Annotated in this window: 17 protein-coding genes; 10 read left to right on the top strand and 7 right to left on the bottom strand. The window is 44.9% G+C overall.

Translation table 11 applies throughout. The features are described 5' to 3' along the window. Positions 1 to 217: 217 nt before the first annotated feature. The 4 genes from hemA to ACTXGJ_RS01895 all read left to right on the top strand — a co-directional run bounded on the left by hemA (position 218) and on the right by ACTXGJ_RS01895 (position 4,231). Complete coding sequence (hemA, locus tag ACTXGJ_RS01880; RefSeq protein ID WP_439240367.1) at positions 218 to 1,627, top strand: glutamyl-tRNA reductase; 1,410 nt, start codon at positions 218 to 220, stop codon at positions 1,625 to 1,627. A gap of 372 nt (positions 1,628 to 1,999) precedes the next feature. Continuing rightward, a complete protein-coding gene (locus ACTXGJ_RS01885) occupies positions 2,000 to 3,142 on the top strand; it encodes an aminotransferase class V-fold PLP-dependent enzyme (protein WP_443564915.1) in 1,143 nt (380 codons plus the stop codon). Between the two features lie 173 nt (positions 3,143 to 3,315). Next, positions 3,316 to 3,753: a YeeE/YedE family protein gene (locus ACTXGJ_RS01890; protein ID WP_439240363.1), complete on the top strand. Its 438-nt coding sequence runs from the start codon at positions 3,316 to 3,318 to the stop codon at positions 3,751 to 3,753. Between the two features lie 58 nt (positions 3,754 to 3,811). Further along, on the top strand, positions 3,812 to 4,231 hold the full coding sequence (locus ACTXGJ_RS01895) for a DUF6691 family protein (RefSeq protein WP_439240361.1): 420 nt from the start codon (positions 3,812 to 3,814) through the stop codon (positions 4,229 to 4,231). A 104-nt stretch (positions 4,232 to 4,335) separates the two neighbouring features. On the opposite strand, the gene ACTXGJ_RS01900 is transcribed toward ACTXGJ_RS01895, so the two are convergent. Next, complete coding sequence (locus tag ACTXGJ_RS01900; RefSeq protein WP_443564916.1) at positions 4,336 to 6,000, bottom strand: AMP-binding protein; 1,665 nt, start codon at positions 5,998 to 6,000, stop codon at positions 4,336 to 4,338. Between the two features lie 318 nt (positions 6,001 to 6,318). Between ACTXGJ_RS01900 and ACTXGJ_RS01905 the strand changes: the two genes are divergently transcribed. Together ACTXGJ_RS01905 and ACTXGJ_RS01910 are read left to right on the top strand one after the other, a co-directional pair. Further along, entirely contained in the window at positions 6,319 to 8,475 is a 2,157-nt protein-coding gene (locus ACTXGJ_RS01905) for a 2,4-dienoyl-CoA reductase FMN-binding domain-containing protein (protein WP_443564917.1), read from the top strand. Positions 8,476 to 8,685: 210 nt separating this feature from the next. Beyond that, a complete protein-coding gene (locus ACTXGJ_RS01910; RefSeq protein WP_443564918.1) occupies positions 8,686 to 9,885 on the top strand; it encodes a serine hydrolase domain-containing protein in 1,200 nt (399 codons plus the stop codon). A 46-nt stretch (positions 9,886 to 9,931) separates the two neighbouring features. On the opposite strand, the gene ACTXGJ_RS01915 is transcribed toward ACTXGJ_RS01910, so the two are convergent. Continuing rightward, the gene (locus tag ACTXGJ_RS01915; RefSeq protein ID WP_443564919.1) at positions 9,932 to 10,936 is read right to left on the bottom strand and encodes a lipoate--protein ligase; all 1,005 of its coding nucleotides are present in this window, start codon (positions 10,934 to 10,936) and stop codon (positions 9,932 to 9,934) included. A 187-nt stretch (positions 10,937 to 11,123) separates the two neighbouring features. On the opposite strand from ACTXGJ_RS01915, the gene ACTXGJ_RS01920 reads away from it, so the two are divergent. Then, complete coding sequence (locus tag ACTXGJ_RS01920) at positions 11,124 to 11,378, top strand: DUF4282 domain-containing protein (protein ID WP_100748766.1); 255 nt, start codon at positions 11,124 to 11,126, stop codon at positions 11,376 to 11,378. 181 nt (positions 11,379 to 11,559) lie between these two features. Here ACTXGJ_RS01920 and ACTXGJ_RS01925 read toward each other — a convergent pair whose 3' ends face one another. The 3 genes from ACTXGJ_RS01925 to ACTXGJ_RS01935 all read right to left on the bottom strand — a co-directional run bounded on the left by ACTXGJ_RS01925 (position 11,560) and on the right by ACTXGJ_RS01935 (position 15,244). Beyond that, positions 11,560 to 13,158: a GMC oxidoreductase gene (locus tag ACTXGJ_RS01925; RefSeq protein ID WP_443564920.1), complete on the bottom strand. Its 1,599-nt coding sequence runs from the start codon at positions 13,156 to 13,158 to the stop codon at positions 11,560 to 11,562. Between the two features lie 217 nt (positions 13,159 to 13,375). Continuing rightward, positions 13,376 to 13,795 carry a hypothetical protein gene (locus tag ACTXGJ_RS01930; RefSeq protein WP_443564921.1) on the bottom strand — a complete coding sequence of 140 codons (420 nt, stop codon included), beginning with the start codon at positions 13,793 to 13,795 and terminating at the stop codon, positions 13,376 to 13,378. Positions 13,796 to 13,891: 96 nt separating this feature from the next. Further along, on the bottom strand, positions 13,892 to 15,244 hold the full coding sequence (locus ACTXGJ_RS01935; protein WP_443564922.1) for a lysine N(6)-hydroxylase/L-ornithine N(5)-oxygenase family protein: 1,353 nt from the start codon (positions 15,242 to 15,244) through the stop codon (positions 13,892 to 13,894). A 409-nt stretch (positions 15,245 to 15,653) separates the two neighbouring features. On the opposite strand from ACTXGJ_RS01935, the gene trpB reads away from it, so the two are divergent. Then, positions 15,654 to 16,880, top strand: coding sequence for a tryptophan synthase subunit beta (gene trpB, locus ACTXGJ_RS01940; RefSeq protein WP_443565078.1), 1,227 nt, complete (start codon positions 15,654 to 15,656; stop codon positions 16,878 to 16,880). A gap of 39 nt (positions 16,881 to 16,919) precedes the next feature. Here the strand turns inward: trpB and ACTXGJ_RS01945 are convergent, their stop codons facing one another. After that, on the bottom strand, positions 16,920 to 17,645 hold the full coding sequence (locus ACTXGJ_RS01945; protein WP_443564923.1) for a YidX family protein: 726 nt from the start codon (positions 17,643 to 17,645) through the stop codon (positions 16,920 to 16,922). A gap of 243 nt (positions 17,646 to 17,888) precedes the next feature. On the opposite strand from ACTXGJ_RS01945, the gene ACTXGJ_RS01950 reads away from it, so the two are divergent. Together ACTXGJ_RS01950 and ACTXGJ_RS01955 are read left to right on the top strand one after the other, a co-directional pair. Then, entirely contained in the window at positions 17,889 to 18,881 is a 993-nt protein-coding gene (locus ACTXGJ_RS01950; RefSeq protein WP_443564924.1) for a hypothetical protein, read from the top strand. A gap of 21 nt (positions 18,882 to 18,902) precedes the next feature. Then, the gene (locus tag ACTXGJ_RS01955) at positions 18,903 to 19,262 is read left to right on the top strand and encodes a hypothetical protein (protein WP_443564925.1); all 360 of its coding nucleotides are present in this window, start codon (positions 18,903 to 18,905) and stop codon (positions 19,260 to 19,262) included. A 222-nt stretch (positions 19,263 to 19,484) separates the two neighbouring features. Here the strand turns inward: ACTXGJ_RS01955 and ACTXGJ_RS01960 are convergent, their stop codons facing one another. Then, positions 19,485 to 20,618 carry a hypothetical protein gene (locus tag ACTXGJ_RS01960; protein ID WP_439240340.1) on the bottom strand — a complete coding sequence of 378 codons (1,134 nt, stop codon included), beginning with the start codon at positions 20,616 to 20,618 and terminating at the stop codon, positions 19,485 to 19,487. Positions 20,619 to 20,901 lie beyond the last annotated feature (283 nt).

Genomic DNA, 20,901 nt, shown 5'->3' on the forward strand with positions numbered 1-20,901 from the left:
AAATAAAGCAGATAACAATGGTACAATAGCTAGCTTTATATTATCACCATTGCTATGAGCGGCTATAGGTCACTCGGTAGTTTGCTTAAATCAACAACGCGGCCTTCATCATCTGCGCTTATATCAAAGCGTGATGGGCCGGCTTTTGCTTTTTATCACGACGCCACTCACTGGTTTGAGCTCAGTCAGTAAACGTTATGCTTATGGTCAATCAATAATGAGATTAGTGGTCATTGGGGTCAATCACAAAACTGCACCAGTCGCTTTGCGTGAGCGCTTGGCACTTGTGGGCGCTGATGTAAATATTGCGCTTGAGCAATTAGAGCAGTTCACTGATGGCAGCATTATTGTCTCAACCTGCAATCGCACAGAAATCTATGCCTTAGTCCCTGAAAAAACAGCTCCTGAAATAACATCAGGACAAGTTAATGATGTCACGCCAACGCGCGCTTCCGCTAGTATAACTGCTGCTAATAAAGCGGCTAATTCTAATAACAGCTCTAGCGTTTCGCCAGCTGCCGTCAGCGCTCATATTCTAAAAATAAAAAACTGGCTTGCGGAGTTTAAGCAATTACCGCTTAGCGAGGTAGATCCCTACCTTTATGTGCACCGCGATGTTCATGCTTTAACCCATTGGCTTAGAGTAGCCGCCGGACTTGACTCGATGATATTGGGTGAGCCGCAAATATTAGGCCAAATAAAACAAGCGGTGCATCTAGCGCAAGATGAAAAGGTACTCAATAATCAACTGGGCTGGATCGTCGATCAAGTATTTGCAGCGGCAAAACGCGTACGCAACGAGACCCATGTCGGCGCCCAAGCGGTGTCGCTTGGCTTTGCCGCGGCGAAACTAGTCACCCAGATATTTGATGATTTTGCGAAGCGTACGCTGTTAGTCGTGGCGGCCGGCGAGATGAACCGCCTAGTCGCGACGCATATCGCAGGGCTTGGTGTCGGGCGTATCATTATCTGTAACCGTAGCCCAGAGCGCGCCGAAGCCTTAGCTGCCGAGCTGCGGCAGCCGGGCCGTAGCGTCGAGGTGCAGCCCTTAGACGCTTTACCGCAGCTACTGAGCGAGGCGGATGTTGTCAGTAGCTGTAGCGGTAGCATGAACCTGCTAATTGATAAAACCATGACCGTGCAGGCGCTTAAGCGCCGCCGTTATCAGCCGATGCTGATGGTCGACTTAGCCGTACCACGTGATATAGATTCCACTATCAGTCAGATGGACGATATCTATTTGTACTCTGTCGATGATCTGCAACACGTCATCGCCGGTAACCTTGAGCAGCGTAGACAAGCGGCGGTTGACGCGGAGCTACTCGTCAGTCAGTTAGTGGTTGAGATGGAGCAGCGCTTTGCGGTGCGCAAGGTAGGCCGTGATATCGAGCAGTATCGTAATCGCACGCACACGCAAGTGGACAAAATCCTATCTGAGTCCATCGCTAGACTAGAAAATGGTGAGGTCAATGCCGAAGAGGTCATCACTGAGCTGTCTCGACGCCTCACGCAGACACTCACGCATGCACCCTCAAAATTAATGCGCAAAGCGGCTAGTGAAGGCGATAGTGCGCTGTTAGACTTTGTGGTGTCAGGGTTACATGATGCCTATCGCAATAAAGGTTAAATAAGGTCAAGATACAAGGGCGCAGTAGGTGGACAAACGCTAATCTAAGCCTTCAATAGAACCCCTAGCAGACTATTGCCAGTGTGGCACAACAGTGATAATATCAAGTGACATCGCCTATATTATGCACGCGCTCTGTACACACAGTTAGCCTTGCATAAACCCAGATAGCTCACCTGTAGTATCTCTGGCCTGTAGTACCTCTGGTAATATCTACCAACGGCAATAGCGCTAGGATAAAGCGCTATATCGTCTATTCTATTTTACATTTTTTTGAGTTGAAACTTAACCGTCTCAGCCCTTACTATTGTCTCAATAACGCAATTTGTCTTAACAACACAATCTAAATAATCTAAAAACAAGGAGTGTCTCATGCCTGCATTACGCCAAGATATCGATCCAAACGGTCTATTAGAGTATTCAGTCGTTTATACTGATCGCGCCCTTAATCACATGTCACAAGTCTTTCAGCAAGTGATGAATGATTTATCTAGCGACCTAAAATCCGTCTATAACGCTGATGCTGTCGCCATAGTTCCAGGTTCTGGTACTTATGGTATGGAAGCGGTTGCCAATCAGCTAGCCAAAGATCAAGACTGCTTAATCATTCGTAACGGTATGTTTAGCTATCGCTGGACGCAAATTTTAGAAAAAGGCAATCTTGCTAAATCCTCTACTGTTCTAAACGCTCATCGCGAAGATAGCGATACGCCAAAACCTTTTGCACCAGTGGATATCGATGAAGCGGTCGCTAAAATAAAAGAGCATAAACCTGCGGTCGTATTTGCTCCGCACGTTGAAACCTCAGCGGGTATGATTTTACCTAATGATTATATCAAAGCTTTGAGCGACGCCACTCATAGCGTTGGCGGCTTACTGGTTATTGACTGTATTGCCTCAGGTTGTGTCTGGCTTGATATGAAAGAGCTTGGCATTGACGTGCTGATTAGCGCCCCGCAAAAAGGTTGGAGCAGCACGCCTTGTGCCGGTCTGGTAATGATGAGTGCCGCAGCTACCAAGCGCGTAGAAATCACAGAATCTAATAGCTTTAGTCTGGATTTAAAGAAGTGGTTAGAGATTATGCGCGCGTATGAGAATGGCGGTCACGCTTATCATGCCACTATGCCAACCGATAGTCTACGTCAGTTCCGTGATGCGATTAATGAGGCCAAAGCAGTTGGCTTAGATGAGCTCTTTGATGCACAGTGGGAGCTGGGTAACCGTATTCGCGAAGTACTACAAGCCAAAGGCATTGAGAGCGTCGCGGCTGAAGGCTTCAAAGCCCCAGGCGTCGTGGTATGCTACACCGACCGCGATGATATGCATAAAGGTAGTGCCTTTGCCGAAGCTGGCGTACAGATTGCCGCTGGCGTACCCCTAAAAGTGGGCGAGCCTGAGAGCTTCAAAACCTTCCGTTTAGGTCTCTTCGGCTTAGATAAATTGACCGATATCGATGGGGCGGTTCAGCGTTTTGAGAGCGCTCTTGAGCAAGTATTGGCAGAGCAATCTGCTTAATAGCTACTTTGGCGCTTACATGCTTCATATTGAAGAATATAACCGTCAATAACTCAAGAATTTAAAAAATACTGAGCCTGTTAACGCAGTCGCTCAGTATTTTTTTGGCTATTTATTATATTTTAATATATAATGTATTTATGTAATATAAACTGGTTTTTGGATTTCTCATTATGGGTATACAAATAGATTGGCAAGCTTTTACGCCTATTTCCTTGGTAGGCGGTCTCATGCTAGGTGTGGCGACGGTCATCTTGCTCTTGGGTATTGGTCGTATAGCCGGTATTAGTGGAATTACCTCCAGCTTACTAAAGCCAAAGCGCGTTGAGATATGGCAAGTGCTGTTTGTTGCAGGTTTAATCCTCTCACCTTTACTCTATAGCGCGTTCAGACCCTTGCCGGATATAGAAATCAGCACCTCTTTACCGCTACTCATTGCGGCAGGATTACTAGTCGGTTTTGGCACGCGCCTAGGCTCAGGTTGCACGAGTGGTCACGGCATCTGCGGCAATGCACGCTTGTCACCACGTTCGATGGTAGCCACAGCGACTTTTATGGCGTTTGGTATTATCACTGTGTTCATCGGTCGGCAAGTATTAGGTTTGATTTAAATAGCTTTTATACCTAAAAATCTTTAATAAAAAAGAATATAAATAGCGAGAACGAACTATGCTAAAAAATATCATTGCCTTACTAACAGGATTATTATTTGGTTTGGGACTGCTGATATCAGGCATGACTGACCCAGTTAAGGTGCAAGGATTCTTAGACGTCTTTGGCGCTTGGGATATCTCACTGGCCTTAGTGATGGGCGGCGGCCTTGCTGTCGCTATCGTTGGCGTACAGTTGGCTAGGCGGCAGCGCAATAGCTGGGTAGGAGATGAGATTGAGATGCCCACTAAAACCAAGATTACCAACAGACTGATCATAGGCGCGATGCTATTTGGTATCGGTTGGGGTTTGGTCGGTATTTGTCCTGGTCCAGGTGTCGTGCTACTTGGTACGGGGCAATGGCAGGCTTATGTGTTTATCCCTGCGATGCTAGTCGGGATGCTGGCATTTCAGTGGCTTGAGCCAAAATTGAGTTGATATTTACGCTTTGCAAACTATTCGTCCGTTAACAGTAAAAAGCTCAGTCTAAGACAATTAGACTGAGCTTTATTGTTTAGCATTAATAAGTATTTTGTAGAGTGCTATTCGGAGCTAGCCGTCACTTTTGACGTCTCATGGGCTAAAGATTTAGCCGCTTGACGTAGCTCAAACTTTTGTACTTTACCGGTACTGGTCTTCGGAATTTCAGCAAAGATAATATATTTGGGCACTTTAAAGCCTGCCAAATGCTGCTTGCAGTGTGCCATGACGGTATCGCGCTGTAAGGTGCTGCCCTCGTGAATCTCGATAAAGGCAACGGGTACTTCGCCCCACTTGTCGTGAGGGGCGGCAACGATAGCACAGCTTTGCACTGCAGGTAGCTTGTATAAGACGTTTTCGATCTCGATGCTAGAGATATTCTCTCCGCCTGAGATAATAATGTCTTTGAGCCTATCCATGATTTTGATATATCCATCAGGATATTTAACGCCCAAGTCGCCGGTGCGAAACCAACCGTCTTTAAGCGCTGCATCAGTGGCTTTGCGACTTTTTAGATAGCCTTTCATCACCATGTTGCCGCGCAGAGCCAGCTCGCCCATCTCTTCGCCATTGGCTTCGACAGGATCGGTGGTCCCTTGTTTAAAGACGTCGAACCCTGTCATTAAGTGCGAGACGACGCCTTGACGCGATTTCTTTTGTGCGCGTTCAGTGACGTCCATATCTTGCCATTCAGGCTGCTCAGCGCAAACGGTGACAGGACCATAGACTTCGGTCAAGCCATAAACATGGGTGATATCAAAATCCATCGCTTCCATCGCTGCTAGCATCGTTTCAGACGGCGGCGCGCCTGCGACCCAGCCTTTGACTTTATGGTTAATCGCGTCTTTGTGCTCAGTTTTGCCGCCCGCTATCATATTGTGCACCACAGGCGCAGCGCAGTAATGAGTCACTTGATGCTTAGCGATCAATTGCAAAATTAGATCGGCATCAATCTGGCGCAGGCAAACATTGACGCCCGCGCGCTCGGCGATAGTCCAAGGGAAACACCAGCCATTACAATGAAATAGCGGTAGCGTCCATAGATACATGGGATGCTTAGGCATATCCCAGTCCAAGATGTTAGACAGCGCATTGAGCGTCGCGCCGCGATGATGATAGACCACGCCCTTTGGCTTGCCAGTCGTGCCAGAAGTATAATTCAGCGATATAGCTTCCCATTCATCCTCAGGCCTCTCCCAGTTATCCAAACTATCTGAGCTAGCAATAAGCTCTTCATAACTCATGTGCCCAAAGCGCTCCACATCGACAGCCTTATCTGTGGCGTGAATGACAATTAGATTAGGAAAAGTCTCATCAATAATCTCAGCTAAATCGGCAAATTCGCTATCCATAATCAGCACTTTGGCTTCCGAATGCTGCACACAAAAGGTCAAGGCGTTGATATCGAGTCTGGTATTTAGCGTACACAGCACGCCACCTGACATCGGTATGCCAAAGGCAGCTTCAACCATGGCTGGGGTGTTGGGCATCATGACCGCGACCGTATCATTCTTATCGATACCGAGTTTGCGCAGACCATCTGATAACTGACGGCAGCGATCAAAGGTTTCACCCCAAGTCTGCACCAGATTATTATGCTCAAAATCATCATAAATAATGGCAGTTTTGTCAGGATAAACTTGCGCGCTACGAATGATAAAATCGATAGGAGTAAGCGGCTGATAGTTAGCAGAAGTTTTACTGAGGCCAGTATGGAAGTCAGTCATAGTGATAGTCCTTTATCTTATTGCGGGTTTAGCTATGATTTTCATAAAATTTTAGTGATGGCTTGTTTTTGCCAATTAAGTTTTTGTCAATTAAAGACTCATTTATTATAGCCAAAGACAGTGCAAAAGTCGGCTAGATTTGTAAGGAGTGCTTGTCTCAAGACACTCTAGATGATTGTTAACTAGCTTGTGCTCACTCATCAGTCGCCTGCCGCCATAGCTGACTACAAAGCGGGTGTGTTACGATAGCAGCCATATAAAGTTTAGCTATTTTACCCTATTAACTCCTCATCAACCTGTATCTACAAGGATCGTCACATGAGCGCCAGCAGCACTGAGAATCGCAAAGCCAGCAGTAGCAACACCATTAATACCGCCAATAGTAATGAACACTATCCGCATCTCTTTGAGCCGCTAGACTTAGGTTTTACCTCACTGAAAAACCGCTTAGTAATGGGCTCTATGCACACCGGCTTAGAAGATCGCTTCTACAATTATGGCAAGCTTGCCGCCTACTTTGAAGAGCGCGCCAAAGGCGGGGTGGCAATGATGATCACCGGCGGTATCTCGCCTAATCGTGAAGGTTGGCTGCTTCCTGCTGGCGGCACCATGAATACCAAGATGGACGTTATCAATCATCAACGCGTTACCCGCGCGGTGCACAAGCATGACAGCAAGATCATTATGCAAATCCTGCACAGCGGTCGCTATGGTTATCATCCGTTTATCGTCTCATCTAGTCCAATCAAATCACCGATTACCCCTTTTAAACCACGTAAAATGAGCGTAAAAAATATTGAGCAAACGGTCGAAGACTATGCACGCTCAGCGAAACTGGCCAAGCAAGCGGGCTATGATGGCGTTGAGATCATGGGCTCAGAGGGCTACTTACTTAATCAGTTTTTATCGCGTCATGTCAATCAGCGCAGCGATCAATATGGTGGCGATATCAATGGCCGTATGAAGTTTGCCGTCGATGTGGTCAAAGCAGTGCGCAAAGCTGTTGGCGAAGACTTTATCATCGTCTTTCGCTTATCCGTCATCGATCTGGTCAAAGATGGCAACGTCATGGACGAAGTCATCACTGTCGCCAAAGCGTTAGAAGCTGCTGGCGTAACCATTATGAACACCGGTATTGGCTGGCATGAAGCGCGCGTCCCGACGATTGTCACTAGCGTGCCGCGCGCGGCTTTTGTCGATTTCACCGCTGAGATCAAAAAACACATCAGTATCCCGATGATGGCGGCCAACCGTATCAATATGCCGGATACGGCAGAGGGTATCGTCGCTAATGGTCAAGCGGATCTGATTCAAATGGCGCGTCCGTTCCTCGCCGATGCGCACTGGGTCAATAAAGCCGAAAAGGGCCAAGCCGATCGCATCAATACGTGCATCGCCTGTAACCAAGCCTGCCTTGATCATACTTTTGAGAATAAACGCTCAACTTGCTTGGTCAATCCGCAAGCTTGTCATGAGACCGAGCTGGTCTACAAAAAAACCAAAAAACCGCAAAAAGTCGCTGTCGTTGGTGGCGGTGTCGCTGGGATGTCAGCCGCTCATGTGGCAGCGCTACGCGGTCATGAGGTTACGCTATTTGAAGCGCGCGATATTTTGGGCGGTCAGTTCAACTATGCCAAAGTCATCCCGGGTAAAGAAGAGTTCTTTGAAACCATTCGCTACTATATTAATGAGCTTGAGCACTTAGGCGTTGAGATTAAGCTCAATACCAAAGTCGATAAAGCCATGCTTGAAGACGGTAAATTCCAGCATGTGATTGTCGCTACAGGCGTCGTACCGAGAAGCCTGGAAGGCAAACTAGAAGGCGCAGACTTGCCACAAGTGATTAGCTATGCTGAATTACTCTCTGGTGAGAAATCAGTTGGCGATACGGTGGCGGTCATCGGCGCTGGCGGTATTGGCTTCGATGTCAGCGAATACTTAACCGCGCGTCATGGTCAGCCGCTGCATGAGCTAGGACCTGAAACCTTAAAAGATCCAAGCTATCGCCCTGAGCCGCAGTCTATTGAGGAGTGGCGCGAAGAATGGGGCGTCACTGACGATACCAACTATCAAAGCGAAGGCGGTCTCATCAAACCTGAAGGAATTACACCGATTCGCCAAGTTTATCTGATGCAGCGCAGCAAAGGCCGCTTGGGCGCAGGACTTAATAAAACTTCAGGTTGGGTACATCGTGCACATATCAAGTCACATGGCGTCATTCAAGTGGCGGGCGTGCAGTACGAAAAAATTACTAACGAAGGCATTTGGGTGACTAATCCGCAAGGCCAAAGCCAATTATTACGTGTCGATAGCGTAGTGGTCTGCGCCGGTCAAGAGTCAGTCGTAGAGCTAATGCCTAACGTTGGCGATGCGCCAGACGCGCAATATCATTTGATTGGTGGGGCGAAACTGGCTGCTGAGCTGGATGCCAAACGTGCCATTCGTGATGGGGCAGAGGTTGCGGTGCAGATTTAGGGTTTTAATTGTTTAGGTTAAATGACGAGGCGGCGAGATTGATTATCTCGCCGTTTTTTTATTTTAAAATTTGCATTTAGTGAAAGTTTAATATTTCAGGTTCTAAGTTTATAAAAACCACAGCCCAAAACATCCCATCCATGATAAATTAAACCTTACCCGCGATACTCAATCGCACTCATCAACCACACCATAAAAAAGGATTTTATAATGGTAGTGTTAAAGACTCTGTTTAAATGGATTGTGTTACCTATTTTAGCGCTGCTTATTATTATCAGTTTAGGTCTAGTAGTGACTGGCAATGCTTATATCTTCCGCGGCTTACAGCTCACTTATCTCAAAGGCGAGGCCACTGCTAATATCGATGATTATGTCGATTTTGATAATCGCACCATTCGAGCCAAAGACACTATCCCTTGGGAGAAACATCCGAGCTTCGGACAAGTCACACTCACGCCTACTTTACAAAATGCTTTAGACACCGATGAGACTGTCGCTTTTGCCATTATCAAAGACGGCAATCTGGTGTACGAAAACTATTGGCAAGATTACGATACTAATTCGCATACCAACAGCTTTTCGATGGCAAAAACTGTCACCACCATGCTGTATCTCAAAGCCGTAGAAGATGGATATATCAGTAGTGTCGATGAACCGATTACTAAGTGGCTGCCAGAATACGCAGACAGCGAGTACGCACAGAATTGTACCCTTGCGGATTTCTCAGCGATGACCTCAGGTTATGATTGGACAGAGGATTATTACTTCCCCATTAACCCTACGGCTGAGTCTTATTACGGTCATGATTTGGTCAAGCAAATGGTCAATCGTGATTTTGTCGAATCCTGCGGCGGTCAGTTTGAATACTCCTCTGGCGATACGCAGATGCTGGGTATTGCTTTAGCGCGAGCTTTAGAGCCACATGGCTATACCATCTCTAGCTACCTGCAAGAAAAATTTTGGCAGCCTTTAGGTATGCAAGGCGATGCTTACTGGTCGCTTGATGGCGCTGCAAATATAGAAAAAGTCTATTGCTGTCTCAATGCCAGTGCGCTTGATTTTGCTAAGTTTGGACAATTATTATTGAATGGTGGCGAATGGCAAGGCGAGCAACTGCTTAGCAAAGAGCATGTTGAGTTTATGGTTACGCCAAATACAGATGCCTTTCCTGACGGTTATGCGCCAATCTATGGTCATTCAGTGTGGACCGATATGGACAGTCCGATACCTTATTATGCGATGCTGGGACATTTAGGCCAGCGCGTGCTAGTGCTACCAGAAGAGAATGCTATTATCGTTAGATTAGGGAAGCAAAAGGGCTTACCAACGCCAGTAGCGGGCTTTTATCTAGAGCCAGATTTGGGTCAGTATGTGACTGAGGTGAAGGCTGTTTTGGATGGTTTGAAGTAAGAATAGCAGCGGTCATAAGCTTATAGTTTGCTTATAACCGCAAAACCTAAACTTCCATCTCATTAAGCAACCACTCAGAAACATCATCAACTTGCGCGGCCAACTCAGTATGCACTTTGGCTAGCTCATCAAGCTTAGCTTTTACCTCACTTCGATTATATTTAATGTCCGTCAGCGTTTCTTTTAATAGCTCGATCAATTCCACATTTAAAGCATCAGAGAAGATGACAGCGTCAGTAATCACGGCTTGCTGAACATCCATATGTAAATCAATAATACCCCAATCAAAACGAGTCTCGATATGATGGCTAAATTGTGGCGTCTTACCAAAGCGCCAATCCCAATCGGCCATTTGTTGATAGTATTTATTCAGGTTAGGCTGCTTGGCGAGACTGGCTTCATCCAACTCTTCTACGGGCGTAGTGTCGCCATAATACTCACAAAACGCTTCGATAATAGCCTCAGATAAAGTCTCATGATTAATATCTTCGTTAAACTCTTTTAAGTTAGCCACACGAGAACGCACCGATTTAATGCCTTTGGCTTTAAGCTTCAATGGATGCGGATTGAGATAATCGCCCAGCTTTTGCATATTGGCGTTCACCAGCAACGTGCCGTGATGAAAGCTACGATCCGCCGCATGTTTAAAGGCGCTGCCTGATATTTTCTTATCACCGACTTGCATGTCGTTACGCCCAGATAACTCAGCGTCTATGCCAAATTTTTTTAGCGCATTAATAATGATGGTAAAGTTCGCTTCTTGGTCGTAATCGTCTTTGGGCGATAAAAAAGTAAAGTTGGTATTGCCCAAATCATGAAACACCGCGCCACCGCCACTCTGACGCCGCGCCAAAAACACCTCGTCGGCTTCCATCTTATCGATTTTGCATTCTACCCACGGATTTTGCGAGCGTCCAATGACTACGGTCTCGCTATTGCGCCATAAAAATAATGTGTGCGAGTCGGGATTGAGCGTATTAAATATCCAATCCTCGGTCGCAAGGTTAAACCAAGGGTTAGTCACGGCAGACTTTAAGATGCGCAGTTTCATTTTTTGTCCTTTTTTAATTATAAGAAAGTAATATGAAAATTAACTCGGGTTTAAGTGGACTTATGTCTTTAAATAGATTGTTTTGTTAATTTTTATAGGTATAATATTGCTATAAAGTAACGCTCAATATTAAACTTTATTTTATCATTAGCTTTAGCAACCCACATTCCATTTAGGACATTAGACCATGAATTCGCTATTATCATTTGATTCTTTTATTACACCCAGAGTTATCACTATTATATATTGGTTGTCCCTTTTTGCCGTTTTTGTTGGCGGCATTAGTGTGATGTTCTCAGGTATGGGCGCGGCAGGGTTCTTTGCAGGGTTGATGGTTATGGTATTTGGTGCCATTTCTGTCAGAGTTTATTGCGAGCTTATCATGGTTATCTTTCGCAATAATAAATACTTAAAGACAATCAGCGAGAAGAGTCAACTGTAGACAAGCGCTTGAAAAATGTTCGGTCTTAATAAACAGCGCCTAGGGTGGGTTAGCTCAAGCGTAATCCGCCGTTTAAGATTAAATATAACTTTTAGTAGGTAAGAGTAGTAGATAAGAGGGTCTTTACAGAACCTAAAAAAACGCCCTAAAGAGCGTTTTTATTTCATCAAAGTCTAAAAACCTAGCCAAAATCTTCCTTCAAAATAGCCGTCATATTCCGCTCAGCAAGTCCGGTGATAAATACATACGGATTAACGCCAGCACTACCCGGGATTAACGCGCCGTCTTGCACATAGATATTTTTATGCCCTTTTACGCGCCCAAACTCATCCGTCGCCAAACCCAAGACACAGCCGCCTAGTGGGTGATAGCAGAAGTCATCACCGAAGCCTTTAGTGAATAGCAAGCTTGATGTCGAGCCGCCATTTACTTTGGCAAGTTTTTCGATCAGCTCTTTAGCAGCGTTTACTGAATATTCGTTTTGCTCACGTTTCCAGTTCAGTTTGACGGTTTGTGAATCTTTATCGTAGTAATAATTACCGCGTTCTGGATTATCCGTGATGGCAAGATACAGCGTCGTCCAAGTCTCAAGTCCCAATGGCAGGGGCGCAAGTTCGGCAAATATTTTATACTTTGAGCCGTCTCTATCGCCGTCCCACATATTGATGCCTTTGACCGGAATGGTAGATTGGGTAGTGCCCGCAGCGTGGACGAAATTGCGCCCCGTCATGATATTGCCGTTTGGGCCCCAGTGTTTGCCGATATGTTCGTTTAGCTTATTAAGTTTGCCTTCCGCTTGGCTTTTGAGTAGCAGCTCTGAGGTGCCTGTACTACCTGCGTTAAGAAATAACTTGTCGCAGGTATAATGTTCAACTCTATCAACGCCGCCAGTAGTATTAATGACATGTACTTCCAAGCGCAGTTGGTCATTATCGAGCGCTTGGATGCTATTGACTTTGCGTAAGGTTTTGACCGTGACATTGCCTGTTGCTTCGGCATCTTTTAGGTAGGTTAAGTCCAGTGAGAACTTGCCAGCGTTATTACCGTAGATGACTTCACCGCCAAGGCCAGATTTATAGACTTCGCCGCGCGCTTCTTTTTGCATATAGTCAAAGTCGTAGCTATTACCAAAGAACTCGGTTTTCAGTCCCGCCCTTTCAGCTTGGCGTTCAGCGGCGCGAGTGAATTCGTAATGCTCGGATTGATTAAAAAAAGATTCAGGAATTTGACTGACTTTTAATTCCTTCATTGCGCGCGGAAAGTAAGTGTCGTACATCTCATCAGAATCAATCCAAGGAAAGACGGCTTCAAAATGCGAGCGTCTTGGGGCAATGGCAATCGCACCATTAACGATAGAGCCGCCGCCATAAGCACGTCCGGCGAAGACTTTCATCTCGTCGTATTCGATTAAATCTAACACGCCAGGATATTTTCTGATAGGAATTGGAATCGGGATAGGGGCATTTGGCATATTGCTAAACCAGCTTGAGCGTTTATCGGCAGTAATCATTTTGCAAAAAGTATCATGCTCAGGCGTTCTATCCCAGCGCATACCCATCTCTAAAATCAATACTTTATGACCTTGTTCGCTCAATCGCAGCGCTGATACCGCGCCGCCATAACCACTACCGACGATGATATTATCAAAGTGTCCCGCCTCAGTGATGGTGCTAGGTAGTTTTTGCCGTCCGGCGAGGGTTTGGCAACCGCTCATCGCTGCCGTAGCGCTGACCGTGGCGACCCCTAAACCCATAGATTTGATAAATTTGCGTCTTTGCATGCTAGCTATAACCTTAAACGTTTGTTTCGACGAGGCTAGTTTAGCAAACTATTTTTTCTCTATTGTGTCACTAACGCTACCTAGACCGTCTGGAGTAAAAAGTTATTTCTCTAGTAAAAGCTCTTATTATTTACTTTTGCGCTAGATAACAAAAAGCTGAACCTAAGCTGAGCCTATTTTTAAAATTGCGGTCTTTCAGCTCCACGTGAGAGAATTATTACTCAGAACAAATCTCCCACTGAGATTTTTTGCTTAAGTAGCACTCTAAGACCTCTTTGCCAGACTCTGCATAAGCTTGGCTGACTATTTTCTGGTTAGAGGGTAGGCGATATCTGATAATAGCAGGCTCATCATTGACGGTGGTTGTCCAGCCTGTGAGGTTATTATTGTCATCATAATCTGCACTGTTTGAGGTCGCCATTTTACCGAATCCTGGCAAGTTGTAGTCAACCTGCTTAAAGGCGTAGCTTATCGCTGCTCCTTCCGCACCGTCATACTGGCAAGTGAGGTTTTTTTGCAGTTTATCTTGCTTATAAACATAGCAAGTGGTTTCACCCGAAAACTGTCCAACAGCGCAAAACCCTGCTGTCGCTACCGACATAATGCCTATAAATAAAGCTATTTTTTGAGTGACCATAATTCATCCCTAAAATTCTATGATTAAAATTAATTATACTATTTTAGTAAACAATTATTTGCAAATAATATATTTAATTTTTATCATTAAAATCTATTACCCTGACCCAAAAGTTTGAAAAACCTGCAAAGATTGCGTGTCATAAACAGACTTACCAGCCAATTGATTGATAATACACCCTGATCGATAAGCGCCGAGACCTAGATCGCCAGCGCCAACGCCGTGCGTATGGGTTTCTTGATTTTGCACAAAGATTTTACCTGTGTTTTTAGAATTATGACTAGGGTCTTTATAGCTCAAGGTATAGTTGCGATTGATTTTTGGTTGACCAAACTCATCGTATTCGATGTCAGCTAGCAAGGTATTCAAGCACGCTGGCAGGCCATCTTTATAGCCCGTTCCTGCAATGATGCAGTCGTATTTTGCCGTAAAGGCTACGTCTTGTTCATGTTGTCTTAAATCTAAACGAATCATGTTAGGATTATCAGGGTCAAACTCAGCCGCTAATAGTTCGCAGTTGGAGGTAATCGAAGAGTAAGTGGGCTGATTACCAATGCTACGCTCATAGAGCTTGTGATAAATATCAACAATGGTAGGAAAACCTATACCTTTATGCAAAAGATCTTGCTTAGCCACTACGTTAACTTTGGTAGGCGTCTTTAGACTATGAAAATAATCAATATAAGCGGGGCTAAAATGCTCAAGCCCTAAAGGCGCATACTCCATAGGAAAAAATCCTGCTGAGCGCGTCATCCAGTCAAGCTGAAATCTAGGCGCATCATGCTCGTTTAACTGGCGCTCAAACAGTGCGCGATAAACTTCGGCTGAGGACTGGCCTGAGCCTAATACGAGAACTTTAGGCAGCTGATCGCTACGGGCAATCTGATCCAAGTCAAAATTGTTAGCATAGTCAGCGGTGTGCATACAGCGCTGCGGATTTTGCTGGGCTAGAGCATATAAAAAAGGGGGTAGGGTAGGTTTTGAGCCTGTACCTACAACGATGTTTTTTGCGGTATAAAGGTTTGTTTCGCCATGCTCGCAAACCGTCACTTCAAAACCTTGGAGGTTGGGGTCATCGCTTTGAACACGAGCGACATTGGTCACGCGTGCATCGAATACTAAGCTGTCAAGCTGCTGGGCAACCCACTGGCAGTAGAGATTATATTCTTGCCGATAAATGGCGTAGTCTTCTAAAAAGTAAAACTTAAGCAAGCGGTGCTGAGTGTGTAGATAATTTAAGAAGCTATAAGGACTGGTAGGATCAATAAGCGTAACGAGATCGGCCATAAAGGACACTTGTAGCGTGGTATGCGGCAAAATCATACTTTTGTGCCAATTAAAACTGCCTTTTTGCTCAAAAAATAGACTTTTAATCTCTGGTTGTTTGGTCAGCAGCGCTGCCAAACCTAAATCAAATGGGCCAAGGCCAATACCGATAATATCTAACATCCCGTTCCTCTATTTGACTCTATCCAGTGGCTTATAAATGATAATTTATAGTAATGCTAGAAGAAAGCGAGCAATTTTGCGTACATAGATTGTGTCTTTTTTAACCTTATAAATTTATAGTTTACAGCGTCCAAATAATGTTAGATCTAACAGTATAAAGTGCAAAATTTAACTATTTAGCCTTTATTAATACCACTACTTACCTGTGCTAGAGAGTAAGCTAATGACTGATTGTTTTTATTACAGTAGTATTCTTTTAAAGGTCAATTTGCTATAAATATAAAGGCATCAAATAGTGAATATTAAAAATAGTGAATATTAAAAGAGTAGCAGCTCATTCTAAGTAGAGGTTAATAGCTAGACTGATATCTGCTTAATTCAATCAAAAAAAGGTTTGATAATGACAACAATGATTAGTGAAAACAGCAGTGATACTTACGGTTTGCACGAGTCTATTCTGCCGAGCCTTGAGGGTTTATATGGCGAGTTTGGTGGCAAAATAGAACATCCTGAGTTGGCTATCGCTATGGAGGAGATCGAAAAAGGTTTTCGTACTATTATTCAAGACGAGGACTTCATCGCTGAGATGACTCGTTTGCGTCAGACTTATATCGGTAGGCCAAGTCCGATATTTCATGCTAAGCGTTTAACCGAGCATTGCGGCGGCGCACAGATTTATTTTAAGCGTGAAGATCTCAATCACACCGGCGCACATAAGATTAACCACTGTATAGGGGAAGTGTTATTAGCCAAAAAGTTGGGGAAAACCAAAGTCATCGCCGAAACAGGTGCGGGACAGCATGGCGTCGCATTAGCCACGGCAGCAGCGCTGATGGGGCTTGAATGTGAGATTCACATGGGCGTAATCGATATCGAAAAAGAGCATCCCAATGTTAGCCGCATGAAAATTTTGGGCGCCAAAATCGTCCCCGTATCGCGCGGTGCAGGGACGCTAAAAGAAGCAGTCGATAGCGCGTTTGAGACCTATCTTGGTGATTTAGATAACAGCATGTTTGCCATTGGATCTGCGCTCGGGCCGGCGCCTTATCCGGAAATGGTCAGCTACTTTCAGTCAGTAGTGGGACGCGAGGCGAGGGCGCAGTTTTTGGAAACCACAGGTGTACTGCCTAACAAAGTCGTCGCTTGTGTCGGTGGCGGCTCGAATGCTATCGGCATCTTTAGTGGCTTTTTAGGCGATGAGAGCGTCGAAAAAGTCGGGGTAGAGCCAGCAGGCGAGGGCCTAGATACGCCCAATCATGCTGCGACCATGACACTTGGCACAAAAGGTGCGATTCATGGGTTTAAGTGTTATGTACTACTAGATAAAGATGGCGAGCCTGCACCTGTGCATTCGATTGCCTCCGGTCTTGATTATCCTGGAGTGGGTCCGCAGCACTCACTTCTGCGCGATATGGGCTTAGCGACTTATGAGACGGCAACGGATGCCGAATGTTTAGACGCGTTTATGGCGTTATCACGACTTGAGGGGATTATTCCTGCACTAGAAACCGCTCATGCGATTGCGTATGCTATGAGAGTGGCGAAGAATATGTCGCCTGATGAGACTATCCTAGTCAATTTATCAGGGCGCGGTGACAAGGATATTGATTTCATTTTGGATAAGGTGAATTTGTAGATTCATTGTGCAATAAATCTTGTCAACCAATCGCTATTGTTAATGAGTACCCTCTGTCATAATCAGCTGAACCGGAAAGGTAATGATGTCAAAAGCTTTGGCGAATGGCATCAGTGCTTTTAGTCTTTTTTCTTCTGCAATAGCTTTATCTGGTTGATAATGATAGAACTTGAGGGTCGTCGGTGGGCTCAGGCGATATTGTAAAGTGTCTATATTCTCTACAGCAGGTGCCACGGTAACGGGCAGCCGCCACAAGTTTTTTGTGCAGCGGGTCATGCCTCCGGCAAAGCCATCGTGACAAGTGAAATCAAACCCTTCAAGCTTAGCAGTTTCACCTGCAGCTAGCAGATGCGTTGGCTTTTCAAACCATAATATGGTGGCGATACAGCCTTGTACTGAAGTGCAGCCCTCTTCTCCTACTCGTATTCTAAAATAGGGCGCATCAAATGCTGGCATCGGTTTGAAAGAAAAATAAGCCAAATCGACGTAGTCTAAAATATCCGTCAACTCACTATCTCTATTGGTGCTCTGTACCAAATAGCTGCGCTTTTCTCCGGCAAACACTAGCGCATTATCGACGCCTTCGATAGGTGCGCTGGGCTTGCCAACAGCAATTAAAGTATCAGTCAACGTCTCATTGGCCACCCATTTAGCATCCTCCTGCTTCATCAACTGATAATCAAGCTTTTCTGTCGTAATACAGCCGCTTAAGCTTAAGGCTAAAACGCTAGCTAAAAGTATTCTTAGGTTGGAAGTTGAAATCATTTTTTCCTACTGAGTAAGGTGACTGATAATAAATAAAAAGGTTAAGTTTTTGAAAGTGAATACTACTAAAAATGGTGCTACCTTCTAAATATAAAACTTATAAGGGTGATGATATTGACACTGGTATATTGACAATAGTTAACATTCTCTATTTAATCAAGAAATGAATTTTAGTCTCTATACTTTAGTTTGTTATTATTATTTTTAGAGAGTTAGTCATTTAACTGACAAAAGGATATTGTCATGACCGGTAAGTTATCTTCAAAATCAAGTTTTTCTACCACAACCTCGCGCTATTTATTGGTAACGGCTACGCTCACCGTTCTTAGCATAGCTATCAGTTCCGCCCATGCCGCAGGTATAGAATATAGCAAACAATCGGTCGCGCCGTTTTTTGAGCCGGGCAACTATGCCGAGCTGTCTTACGCTTATATCGATCCAAAAATCGAGGGAACCAATGCTACTGGCAACGATATCGATGACATGATGGATGATTTTGATTTACCAGGTGCCGCCATCAAAATAGCACCCACGCCCAATACAGCTCTAGCGGTCATTTATGAAAAACCTTTCGGTGTTGATACCGAGTACCAAGAGGGTAGTATTTTTAATAATCGCTTAGGCACGACCGAAGCGCGAGTCGAAACCACAGGAATCACCTTATTAGGTGGTGGTAAGATCATCGATAACGTTTGGCTATATGGCGGACTTGAGTATCAAAAACTTAAAGGTAAGGTGACAGGCGCTCAGCCAGTTGGGTTAACCACAGCTATCTCGCAAGTGGGCGAGGTTTTGGGCGTATCAGTGGCAGACTATTATAATTTGGTCGATAAGCAAAACGCCGGCACTATCAGCCCAAGCGAAGCTGCTACTTTAGAGACGGTAAACGGACTAGCAAACCCTGTGGCTGAATCGCCCACTTACTATACTTTAGATTTTGAAGACAAAAGTACGCTAGTACCAGTCATTGGCATGGCCTTTGAAAAACCAGAAATCGCGCTACGAGCGGCGTTGACCTATCGAGCACCCGCAAAATATAAAGTATCAGGGGTAGAGAATTTGCAAGTCGTTTTACCGACTTTCGCCGGTGGTGATGGTGTCACACCGATGCCAGCTGCTGAAGGGTTGCCTTTATCAGGCAAAACGGAAGTCAAAATGCCGCAGTCCGTTAATTTGGATTTTCAGACCGGTCTTAGCGAGGAGTATCAGTTACTAGGCATGATCAATGCGCGCTAGGTCGATTGGAGTGAGTTCAATGTGGCACCGCCATTGGCCGCTGAGTCAACGCAAGAGCCCTTAGCTGCCTATAAAAAAGACGGTTATGCCGTAGAAGTGGCGTTAGGTAAGCAGTTCAATCCAAAGCTGTCAGGCGAAGTTCGACTCGGTTATGATCATGGTACGGGTGCGCCTTTGAGCTTATTGGGACCTTATGACTCTATAAAAAGTTTAGGTCTAGGTGCTGAATACCAGCTGACATCACAGCTGAGTGTCGCGGCTGGCGCTCAGTATTTATGGTTTGAAGGAGGTCCTGTCGATACGGTAGTAGATGGTCGCGTAGCTGATATAGATGATGGCACAGGTTATGCTTTAGGCGCAAAGCTGGGCTACCACTTTTAGGTCTTAACCCTATAGGATATTTGTAATCAGTGATTGATCATGACACCTGTTTTTATTAGCAGGTGTTTTTTATGCGTTTCTTCTGTAGGGCGTGTTAAATACTCATAAATAATGAGTGCTGCTAGTTTAGCAAAGCTATGTGCTGGACTTGCAGCACACCTTAGATAGTGCTGAAGAGTCGTTTTAGCATTAGCGCCAACAAAATTGCGTGGTTAACATCACCTAATAATTATAATTGACACAAATGATGCCGCTTAAGCAGTCGCGGTTATTATTATTTTTCCATGGAGAAGGCAGAGATAAGGCTTTATTAAGTTGATAGCGCGGCGTGGCCCAGTCAGATATCTCATAACCCTCCTCATCAACCTTAGGAACCGGATAGGCTTGGTCTCGTTTGCTATTTGCCATGGCCATAAAATCCAGCAACGTACGAGCGTCTTGCGCCAAGAGACTATTGGAGCGTTTGGCGAGGTTGTGTAGTGCTTGCTCGTACTCTGGACTCACAAACTCGCTGATATCGTCATTGGTCCATTGAGTATTATCAGACCCCAAAAAGAGTACGTAACGATATAGGCTAAATAAGCGAGTGGCGTCTTGAATAAAATAACTATCTGGATACTGCTGTATATAATTCTCCCAAAAAGTCGCGCGTTCGATCAGCTGGTCAACAGAGATGGCAACCGCCGCATCATTCCAAAAGATATCTTGGTTATCGGTGGCCATGCGCTCAATAAACTCGGCTTGATCTCTAGGTAAATACGGGGCAAATAGATCTGCCATCGCCTGCAGGTCATGATGAAAAATATAAAAGCCTTCGCCTAGGTAGAGTATGCTGACGTCGGCTTTACTCTCAACTAAACTAATAAGATAACGAATGCGCGGATTAAACTGCTTTAACTGCGCTACGCTCGCTTTTTTGCCTCGCTCTAAGGTTTCGAATACATCATAAAAATTGGCATCATCCATATAGAGGTCAGTACCCAAAAACCGATCGTACATTGCTTGATATTCGCTTAACCATTGCAGTGTCTCGCTATTAATCGCGGTTGGCAAGCAAGCCTTTAACTGCCGCTGAACCCCATGAATGTCTTTGATGCTACTGCTATCATTGACGGCTTTCATAGTATCGCTGAGCTTAGTGCAAATAAGCTGATCTCTTAATTTACCTTCAGAGAGCTCGACTATAGAGGTGGTAAGCTCCTTCGGTGTTTTTGCCTCTAGTAGTGTTGGCGACTGTGAGCCCTCGTCGACTTGTACAGACGCTGGCGTGTCTGTTTGGTCGGATGATGGCGGCTGACAAGCACAGAGCAGTAGTAGGCTAGCCATCATTAGCACAGGAGTTAAGGGGTTTTGCATAAATCACTACTCACAAATACACGTTAAGCTGAACAGGCGTATAGTATTCAAAGCTCATTATTGTTATTGTCATTATTAGCGCTAGGGCCGAGTCCTATAACACCTCTAATATCTTAGTATAGTCAATCCAAGACAGAAAAAATACAGGAGCACTGGCTAGTAGTCGGAGCTATTTTAATTAGGATTAGCCTTATGCTCATAAGTTTTGTGCTAATAAACCTCATTGAATAATAACTTGTATAAGCGAAAAAATAAGTTCGATGGGCTGTTTTCGTTTGTAACG

Source organism: Psychrobacter sp. 1Y11 (genome assembly GCF_052259045.1).
In the GTDB taxonomy this organism is placed as follows: Bacteria; Pseudomonadota; Gammaproteobacteria; order Pseudomonadales; family Moraxellaceae; genus Psychrobacter.

Bases quoted from the DNA above. Each gene is read 5' to 3' on its own strand.
- hemA (WP_439240367.1), top strand. From the start codon at position 218: ATGAGATTAGTGGTCATTGGGGTCAATCACAAAACTGCACCAGTCGCT.
- ACTXGJ_RS01885 (WP_443564915.1), top strand. From the start codon at position 2,000: ATGCCTGCATTACGCCAAGATATCGATCCAAACGGTCTATTAGAGTAT.
- ACTXGJ_RS01890 (WP_439240363.1), top strand. From the start codon at position 3,316: ATGGGTATACAAATAGATTGGCAAGCTTTTACGCCTATTTCCTTGGTA.
- ACTXGJ_RS01895 (WP_439240361.1), top strand. From the start codon at position 3,812: ATGCTAAAAAATATCATTGCCTTACTAACAGGATTATTATTTGGTTTG.
- ACTXGJ_RS01900 (WP_443564916.1), bottom strand. From the start codon at position 6,000: ATGACTGACTTCCATACTGGCCTCAGTAAAACTTCTGCTAACTATCAG.
- ACTXGJ_RS01905 (WP_443564917.1), top strand. From the start codon at position 6,319: ATGAGCGCCAGCAGCACTGAGAATCGCAAAGCCAGCAGTAGCAACACC.
- ACTXGJ_RS01910 (WP_443564918.1), top strand. From the start codon at position 8,686: ATGGTAGTGTTAAAGACTCTGTTTAAATGGATTGTGTTACCTATTTTA.
- ACTXGJ_RS01915 (WP_443564919.1), bottom strand. From the start codon at position 10,936: ATGAAACTGCGCATCTTAAAGTCTGCCGTGACTAACCCTTGGTTTAAC.
- ACTXGJ_RS01920 (WP_100748766.1), top strand. From the start codon at position 11,124: ATGAATTCGCTATTATCATTTGATTCTTTTATTACACCCAGAGTTATC.
- ACTXGJ_RS01925 (WP_443564920.1), bottom strand. From the start codon at position 13,158: ATGCAAAGACGCAAATTTATCAAATCTATGGGTTTAGGGGTCGCCACG.
- ACTXGJ_RS01930 (WP_443564921.1), bottom strand. From the start codon at position 13,795: ATGGTCACTCAAAAAATAGCTTTATTTATAGGCATTATGTCGGTAGCG.
- ACTXGJ_RS01935 (WP_443564922.1), bottom strand. From the start codon at position 15,244: ATGTTAGATATTATCGGTATTGGCCTTGGCCCATTTGATTTAGGTTTG.
- trpB (WP_443565078.1), top strand. From the start codon at position 15,654: ATGATTAGTGAAAACAGCAGTGATACTTACGGTTTGCACGAGTCTATT.
- ACTXGJ_RS01945 (WP_443564923.1), bottom strand. From the start codon at position 17,645: ATGATTTCAACTTCCAACCTAAGAATACTTTTAGCTAGCGTTTTAGCC.
- ACTXGJ_RS01950 (WP_443564924.1), top strand. From the start codon at position 17,889: ATGACCGGTAAGTTATCTTCAAAATCAAGTTTTTCTACCACAACCTCG.
- ACTXGJ_RS01960 (WP_439240340.1), bottom strand. From the start codon at position 20,618: ATGCAAAACCCCTTAACTCCTGTGCTAATGATGGCTAGCCTACTACTG.